Origin of the sequence: Glycomyces rhizosphaerae (genome assembly GCF_042647865.1) — a bacterium.
Classification (GTDB): Bacteria; Actinomycetota; Actinomycetes; order Mycobacteriales; family Micromonosporaceae; genus Glycomyces; species Glycomyces rhizosphaerae.
In genome coordinates, this window is record NZ_JBHRWO010000023.1 from 22,341 (window position 1) to 28,869 (window position 6,529).

7 protein-coding genes are annotated in these 6,529 nt (G+C 67.1%); 5 read left to right on the forward strand and 2 right to left on the reverse strand.

Annotated features, from left to right (window positions below; all coding sequences use genetic code 11):
* Positions 1-5: 5 nt before the first annotated feature.
* The 3 genes from ACFO8M_RS26510 to ACFO8M_RS26520 are packed head-to-tail and all read left to right on the forward strand — an operon-like array spanning position 6 to position 3,704.
* The gene (locus ACFO8M_RS26510) at positions 6-992 is read left to right on the forward strand and encodes a carbohydrate ABC transporter permease (RefSeq protein ID WP_387981086.1); all 987 of its coding nucleotides are present in this window, start codon (positions 6-8) and stop codon (positions 990-992) included.
* Positions 989-1,801, forward strand: coding sequence for a carbohydrate ABC transporter permease (locus ACFO8M_RS26515; protein WP_387981088.1), 813 nt, complete (start codon positions 989-991; stop codon positions 1,799-1,801). The genes ACFO8M_RS26510 and ACFO8M_RS26515 overlap by 4 nt, the downstream gene beginning before the upstream one ends.
* A 4-nt stretch (positions 1,802-1,805) precedes the next feature.
* On the forward strand, positions 1,806-3,704 hold the full coding sequence (locus tag ACFO8M_RS26520) for a glycoside hydrolase family 127 protein (RefSeq protein WP_387981089.1): 1,899 nt from the start codon (positions 1,806-1,808) through the stop codon (positions 3,702-3,704).
* A gap of 51 nt (positions 3,705-3,755) precedes the next feature.
* Here ACFO8M_RS26520 and ACFO8M_RS26525 read toward each other — a convergent pair whose 3' ends face one another.
* Entirely contained in the window at positions 3,756-4,184 is a 429-nt protein-coding gene (locus ACFO8M_RS26525; protein WP_387981090.1) for a winged helix-turn-helix transcriptional regulator, read from the reverse strand.
* Between the two features lie 81 nt (positions 4,185-4,265).
* On the opposite strand from ACFO8M_RS26525, the gene ACFO8M_RS26530 reads away from it, so the two are divergent.
* Complete coding sequence (locus ACFO8M_RS26530; RefSeq protein ID WP_387981092.1) at positions 4,266-5,174, forward strand: NmrA family NAD(P)-binding protein; 909 nt, start codon at positions 4,266-4,268, stop codon at positions 5,172-5,174.
* A 38-nt stretch (positions 5,175-5,212) separates the two neighbouring features.
* Here ACFO8M_RS26530 and ACFO8M_RS26535 read toward each other — a convergent pair whose 3' ends face one another.
* On the reverse strand, positions 5,213-5,686 hold the full coding sequence (locus ACFO8M_RS26535) for a GNAT family N-acetyltransferase (protein ID WP_387981095.1): 474 nt from the start codon (positions 5,684-5,686) through the stop codon (positions 5,213-5,215).
* A 539-nt stretch (positions 5,687-6,225) separates the two neighbouring features.
* Here ACFO8M_RS26535 and ACFO8M_RS26540 point away from each other — a divergent pair.
* On the forward strand, positions 6,226-6,529 hold a 304-nt coding region (locus tag ACFO8M_RS26540; protein ID WP_387981093.1), incomplete at its 3' end, for a hypothetical protein.

Here is a 6,529-nt window from a genome sequence, read left to right on the forward strand (position 1 = left end):
TTGCCATGACCACGACCTCGGTCTCCACGACCGGGCGTGCGTCCGGCACCGGTGCGGCGGGCTCCCGGCCCGCCGCACCCGCCCCGGGCGCGCGCCGACGCAAACTTCCAGGCAGCGCACAGCAGTGGACCGCCTTCGGATTCGCCGCGCCGCTGCTCGCCTACCTGCTCGTGTTCTACGCGTACCCCTTGTGGCGCAACGTCGAACTGAGCCTCCACGACTACACGGTGCGCGCCTTCGTCCAAGGCGACCCCGAGTTCGTCGGCCTCGACAAATACGCAGAAGTCTTCGGCTCCGGCTCCTTCGGCACCGCCGTCGTCAACACCGCCCTGTTCACGCTCGTCTCGATCGCGCTCCAATACTCGATCGGCCTGGCGCTGGCGGTGTTCTTCAGGAACAACTTCCGCCTCTCCGGCGTGCTGCGCGCCCTGTTCCTCGTGCCGTGGCTGCTGCCGCTCATCGTCTCGTCCTCCACCTGGGCTTGGATGCTCAACAGCGAGAACGGGATCGTCAACTCCGTGATCGAGGCCTTCGGCGGCCAGCAGATCAACTGGCTCACCTCCCCGGACACCGCGCTCACCGCCGTCATCATCGCCAACGTCTGGCTCGGCATCCCGTTCAACCTCGTGATCCTCTACTCAGGACTCCAGCAGATCCCGCCGGAGACCTACGAGGCCGCGTCGCTCGACGGCGCCAGCGCGCGAGAGCAGTTCTGGCACATCACGCTGCCCCTGCTGCGCCCCGTCTCGGCCATCACGCTCCTGCTCGGGTTCATCTACACGCTCAAGGTGGTCGACGTCATCTGGATCATGACCACCGGCGGCCCCGGCGACGCCTCCCTCACCCTCGCGGTGTGGTCGTACCGGGAGGCTTTCGGCACCGGCCAGCCCGACTTCTCGCCCGCCGCCGCCATCGGCAACCTGCTCATCGTCATCGCGCTCGTGTTCGGCTTCGCCCACCTGCGCATCCAGCGGAGCGGAGGCACGAAATGACATCCGCTCGACCCTGGTGGAAGACCATCCTCGGCGTCGTCTTCACCGCCGCGATGCTGTTCCCCGTCTACTGGATGGTGAACGTCTCCCTCACACCCGCGAACGAACTGCGCCAGACCAACTGGTTCCCGACCCACCCGACCCTCGAAGGCTTCGAAGCCGCGCTGGCCCAGCAGCTCCCGGCGCTCGGCACCAGCCTCGGCATCGGCGCCGGCTGCGTGGCGCTCACGATCCTCATCGCGGCCCCCGCGGGCTACGCCCTGTCGATCCTCAACATGCGGGGCGGCAAGACGCTGAACTTCCTGCTCCTCGTCGCGCAGATGGTCCCCGCGGTCGTCATGGCCATGGGCTTCTACGCGATCTACGTGCGCCTCGGCATGCTCAACACCGTGTGGGGCCTCATCATCGCGGACTCCACCATCGCCGTCCCCTTCGGAGTCCTGCTCTACACGACGTTCATGGCCGGGATCCCGCGCGAACTCATCCAGGCCGCGAACATCGACGGCGCCGGGCCCTGGGGCACCTTCACGAAGATCGTGCTTCCGGTGAGCCGCAACTCGACCCTCACGGTGTCGCTGTTCGCGTTCCTGTGGGCATGGTCTGACTTCATCTTCGCCTCGACCCTCAACCGCTCGGGCGAGTTCGTGCCGATCACCCTCGGGATCTACCAGTACATCGGCAACAACACCACACAGTGGAACGCGATCATGGCCACCGCCGTGGTGGCCTCGCTCCCCGCGGCGATCCTCCTGGTCGTCGCCCAACGATATGTGGCCGCCGGCGTGACCGCCGGGGCCGTGAAGGACTGAATCAGTGCGAGACAACATCGTGCCGGTCGACGCCCCGGGCCGACTGCGCGGCCTCGGCGTCGACGAATTCCAGCTGCACGGCGGATTCTGGGGCGACCTCCAGTCCACCAACACGGCCGCCACCCTCCGGCACTGTCTGGAGTGGATGGAGCGTCTCGGCTGGATCGCGAACTTCGACCGCGTCGCGGCAGGCGACCTGGACGGGGACCGGCCCGGCTGGCAGTTCTCCGACTCGGAGATCTACAAGCTGATGGAGGCACTGGCCTGGGAATACGGACGCACGAGTGAGGCCTGGGCCGACGAGACGTTCACTGCCCTCACTGAGCGGATCGCCGCCGCCCAGGACGATGACGGCTACCTGAACACCTGCTACGGCCATGCGGGACAGGCGGATCGTTACAGCGACCTCCCGTCCGGCCACGAGTTGTACTGCACCGGGCATCTGCTCCAGGCGGCCGTCGCGAGAGTGCGCACTGTGGGTGAGGACAAGCTGGTCGAGGTCGCGCGCCAGGCCGCGGACCAGGTGTGCCGGGAGTTCGGCGACGACGGGTCGAACGGCCTCTGCGGCCACCCCGAAATCGAAGTGGGCCTTGCCGAACTGGGCCGCGCCCTGAACGAGCCGCGCTACACCGAACAGGCCCGCCTGTTCATCGAACGCCGAGGCCGGGGCACCCTCAAACCCATCACGCTGCTGGACGCCTCCTACTTCCAGGACGACATCCCGATCCGGAAAGCCGACGCCTGGCGCGGCCACGCGGTGCGGGCGCTGTACCTGGCCGCCGGCGCGGTCGACGTCGCCGTCGACACCGACGACACCGATCTGGTCAATGCCATCGCGCGCCAATGGGATCGATCGGTGGAACGCCGCACGTACCTCACCGGCGGCATGGGCTCGCGGCACCAGGACGAGGGCTTCGGCGAGGACTGGGAGCTGCCGCCGGACCGCGCCTACTGCGAGACCTGCGCGGGCATCGCCTCGAACATGGTGTCGTGGCGCCTCTTTCTCGCGACCGGCGACGTCAAGTACGCCGACCTGATGGAACGCACCTTCTACAACGTCATCGCCGCGTCCCCGGCCGAGGACGGGCGGGCCTTCTTCTACGCCAACCCGCTCCACCAGCGAAGCGCCGCAGCGGATGTCCGCCCCGACGAGGTCAACCCCCGAGCCGAAGGCGGCGTGCGCGCCCCATGGTTCGACGTCTCGTGCTGCCCGACCAACCTGGCGCGGACCTTGGCGAGTTGGCAGGCCTACGCGGCGTCGGTCGAGGGCGACACGGTTTCGCTGCTTCAATACGCCAACGGCGACATGCGAATCGAGCTGGGCGACGGCGAGGAACTGGCCCTTCGGGTGACGACCGCATACCCGCACGAGGGCACCATCCGCATCGAAGTGCTCGAGGCCCCTGACCGCCCGATCACGCTGCGACTGCGGGTCCCGCACTGGGCGGACGGCGCGAGGCTCGCGAACGACACGGGAGCGCGTGCCGTGGAACCGGGCTGGGCGAGAGCGCACGACTCGCTTGAAAAGGGCGCGGTCGTCGTACTGAAACTGCCGGTGGAGCCCCGGTTCACCTGGCCTGACGAGCGAATCGACGCAGTACGGGGCTGCGTTGCGGTCGAACGCGGCCCGCTGGTCCTGTGCGCCGAATCGACCGACCTCCCCAATGCGGAGGCCATTGAAACGTTCCGGGTGGACCCGTCGATCCCCCCACTCGCCGAAGGAGATGGCGCGCTGGTTCAGGCGACCATGGCCGCCGCGACGAATACGCCCGGCGTTCTTCCTTACGGGCCCAACCCAAGGCGGATCGACGCCGCAGCGACGTTGGAACTGAGCCTGATCCCTTACCACCGCTGGGCACAACGAGGCAGCGCGACGATGCGCGTCTTCCTCCCCACCACCTGACCGGCTCTCGAACGCGGCCCTTGACCTGGAACCCCTCGGTCAAGGGCCGCTTCACGTTCCGGTCGGGCTCGCCGACTCCTGCTCGGCGTCCCAATGCGCCCGAGCGGTCGCGATGGCGTCCTTGTGCTCCCGCGACCAGTCCGCCAGGCCTTCGACCACACCCGCGAGGCTGCGACCGGTCGCAGTGAGCCGGTACTCGACCTGCGGGGGAATGGTCGGATGGACGGTGCGCTCGACCAGGCCGTCGCGCCAGAGACGCTTCGTCGTCACCGTCAACATGCGCTGCGAGATCCCGGGGATCGCCCGCTCCAGTTCCCGGAACCGGCGCACGCCCTTCGCGAGTTCGACGACGACCAGGACGGTCCACTTGTCGCCGATCCGGTCGAGCACGTCCCGGATCCCGCAGTCGTCATCGCCACAGGGGCCTTCGGGAATAGGGGTCGCGACCGGGGGACTTACCGCCGTGTTCGTGGCAGACACCAAAGTGCCTCCTTTCGGAGTCGGCAGTCTCGTGCCGATACTCGGACTGCATTCGAACCATACAACGCAAGGAGCGACCAAATGATTCTCGTGACCGGCACATCCGGCGCCCTCGGCGGCCTCATTCTCAACGGTCTCAACGGTATTGACGACTTCGAAGTCACGGCCGGCACCCGCGGCGGCGAGGGCACCGCCGCCCGCCGCATCGACTTCGACGACCCCGCGTCCCTCGCCTTGGGCTTCAAGGGCGTGGACGTCCTGGTGTTCATCTCGGCCGGATACGCCGAAGACGACGTGGTCATGGCCCGCCACGGGGCCGTCGCCGACGCGGCCGCTGCCGCCGGCGTCAAGCACGTGATCTACACGAGCCTCGCCGCCTCGGGCGAGCGCATGAGCATCGCGCTGGCCCACCGTTGGACTGAGAACCGCCTCGCCCAAGGACCGTTCGATGTCACGATCCTGCGCAACGGCCTCTACTCCGAGATCCCGGCAGGCCTCGCCGCCGCGGGCGCGGCAGCAGCCGCCGAAACCGGCGTATTCGCAGCCCCGTTCGGCGACGGCAGGGTCTCGGTGGTCGCCAAGGAAGACTTGGGTGACATCGCGGTTCGCGTCGCAGCCGAAACCGACCGCGACCTCACGGCAGGCGACCGAAGCCGCCACGCGGGCCAGACCTACGAGCTCGAAGGCGTCACCGCCATCGGCGGAACCGAAATCGCCGAAGCACTGACCGAATCACTCGCCCGTCCCGTCGCGTACCGCTCAATGTCCCTTTCAGACGCCCGAGAAGGCATGCAGGGCAGCGGCCTCCTGCCCTACCAGATCAACCACACACTCTCGATCTTCGCGAACATCAAGGCCGGATGGTCAGAAGCAACCCGCACCGACCTCAACACCCTCCTCCCGACCGAACCCCGGCCAGTGCGCGACAGCATCGCGGCGGCGGTGAAGGCGGGTCGCAGCTCCGCCGCCCCTATTACTCCGGTCGCATAACCGTGATCCCATGCGCCGCAACAATCTCGGGGGAACCGTCAGAGCACGAGTTTGAAACCATCATGACTGCGTGCAAAACCAAGCCCGGAATAGAAGCGGTGCGCATCCTCACGCTCCTTGTTGCTCGTCAGCTGGACAAGCCCACAGCCGCGCTCGCGGGCCCGGACGATCGCGCGCTCCATCAAGATCCTGCCCAGCCCGCTGCCTCGGCGGTCAGCGCGGATCCGCACCGCCTCGAACAGGACCCGCTCGGCACCCCCCTTGCCGAGTCCAGGGATGTAAGTCGCCTGCAGGCAGCCCACTACTGTCCTGCTTCCACCCTGATCGTCGGTGTCTTCGACGAGGACCAGCATCTCGTTGCGCGGATCAGCGGCAATAGCTGCAAAGGCGCGCTCGTAGGCCTCCGTTACCGTGACCGTCGACGGATCCACCACCTGATCTTCACCAGCGAGCAATGCAAGCACCGCAGTCAAGTCGGAGCGGTCTGCCGGGCGCAGCCGGAGAACGGGCATCGGGCCGGGACTATGAACATCAGCCATGAACCAGACGTTAACCGGCGCCATTTCAATGCGTCCATCGTGCGCAATGAGCAAGGTGCTCATATTCGGTGGATCCCTGGCAAGGGCCGCGGGTAGGCCTTGGTGAAGGAGTTTTTGTAGCTCAGCGCGCCGTATTGGGCGGGGTTCAGGCGCGGCGACAAAGGGGAAGGGGGCTCTCTTGGTTGTTGTTCGGTTTCGAGGTTGGTTGTGGTCGGGGTTCGGTCGGGCGGCGACAAAGGGGTGTGAGGTGTCTCGGTCGCACTGCGGCCGCCCGGTCCGAGCCGCCCGGCACCCCCTGCGCTGGCTGCCCGGGCCGTCTAGCGCGGGGTCGATTGTGGGCGCTGGCCGACACGCCCGACCCCGGGGGACAGTGCTATTGACCTGCCCAAACATCGATGATTCACCCGATTGAGTGATGACAGTCGACCCCTGCCCGATCTATGCTTGATACAGCACGAACAAGCGAAAACAACCAGATCATTCGAGAACAGCGGAAGGGAGGCGAGACCCCGATGAGCCACTGCACCACCACCCCAGTCACCGCCCCGGTCGCATCGGACCGCCGCTCCCAGGCCCAAGCCATCCGCTCCACCCTCGACCACGCCGCCGAGGCGATCAACTCCCACCACGCCCAGGTCCTGGCCGCGGTGATCGAGATGAAGACCTCCGGTTTGCATCGCTCGGAGTTCGGGTTCTCCGCCCTCCGGGACTTGTTGTTGTCGCAGTTCGACTTCACGTTCAACACCGCAGGATCCATCGCCGCCATCGCCAGGCTTGCAGGGAAGTTCCGTCTCCTCGCGGAAGCGGCGACGACAG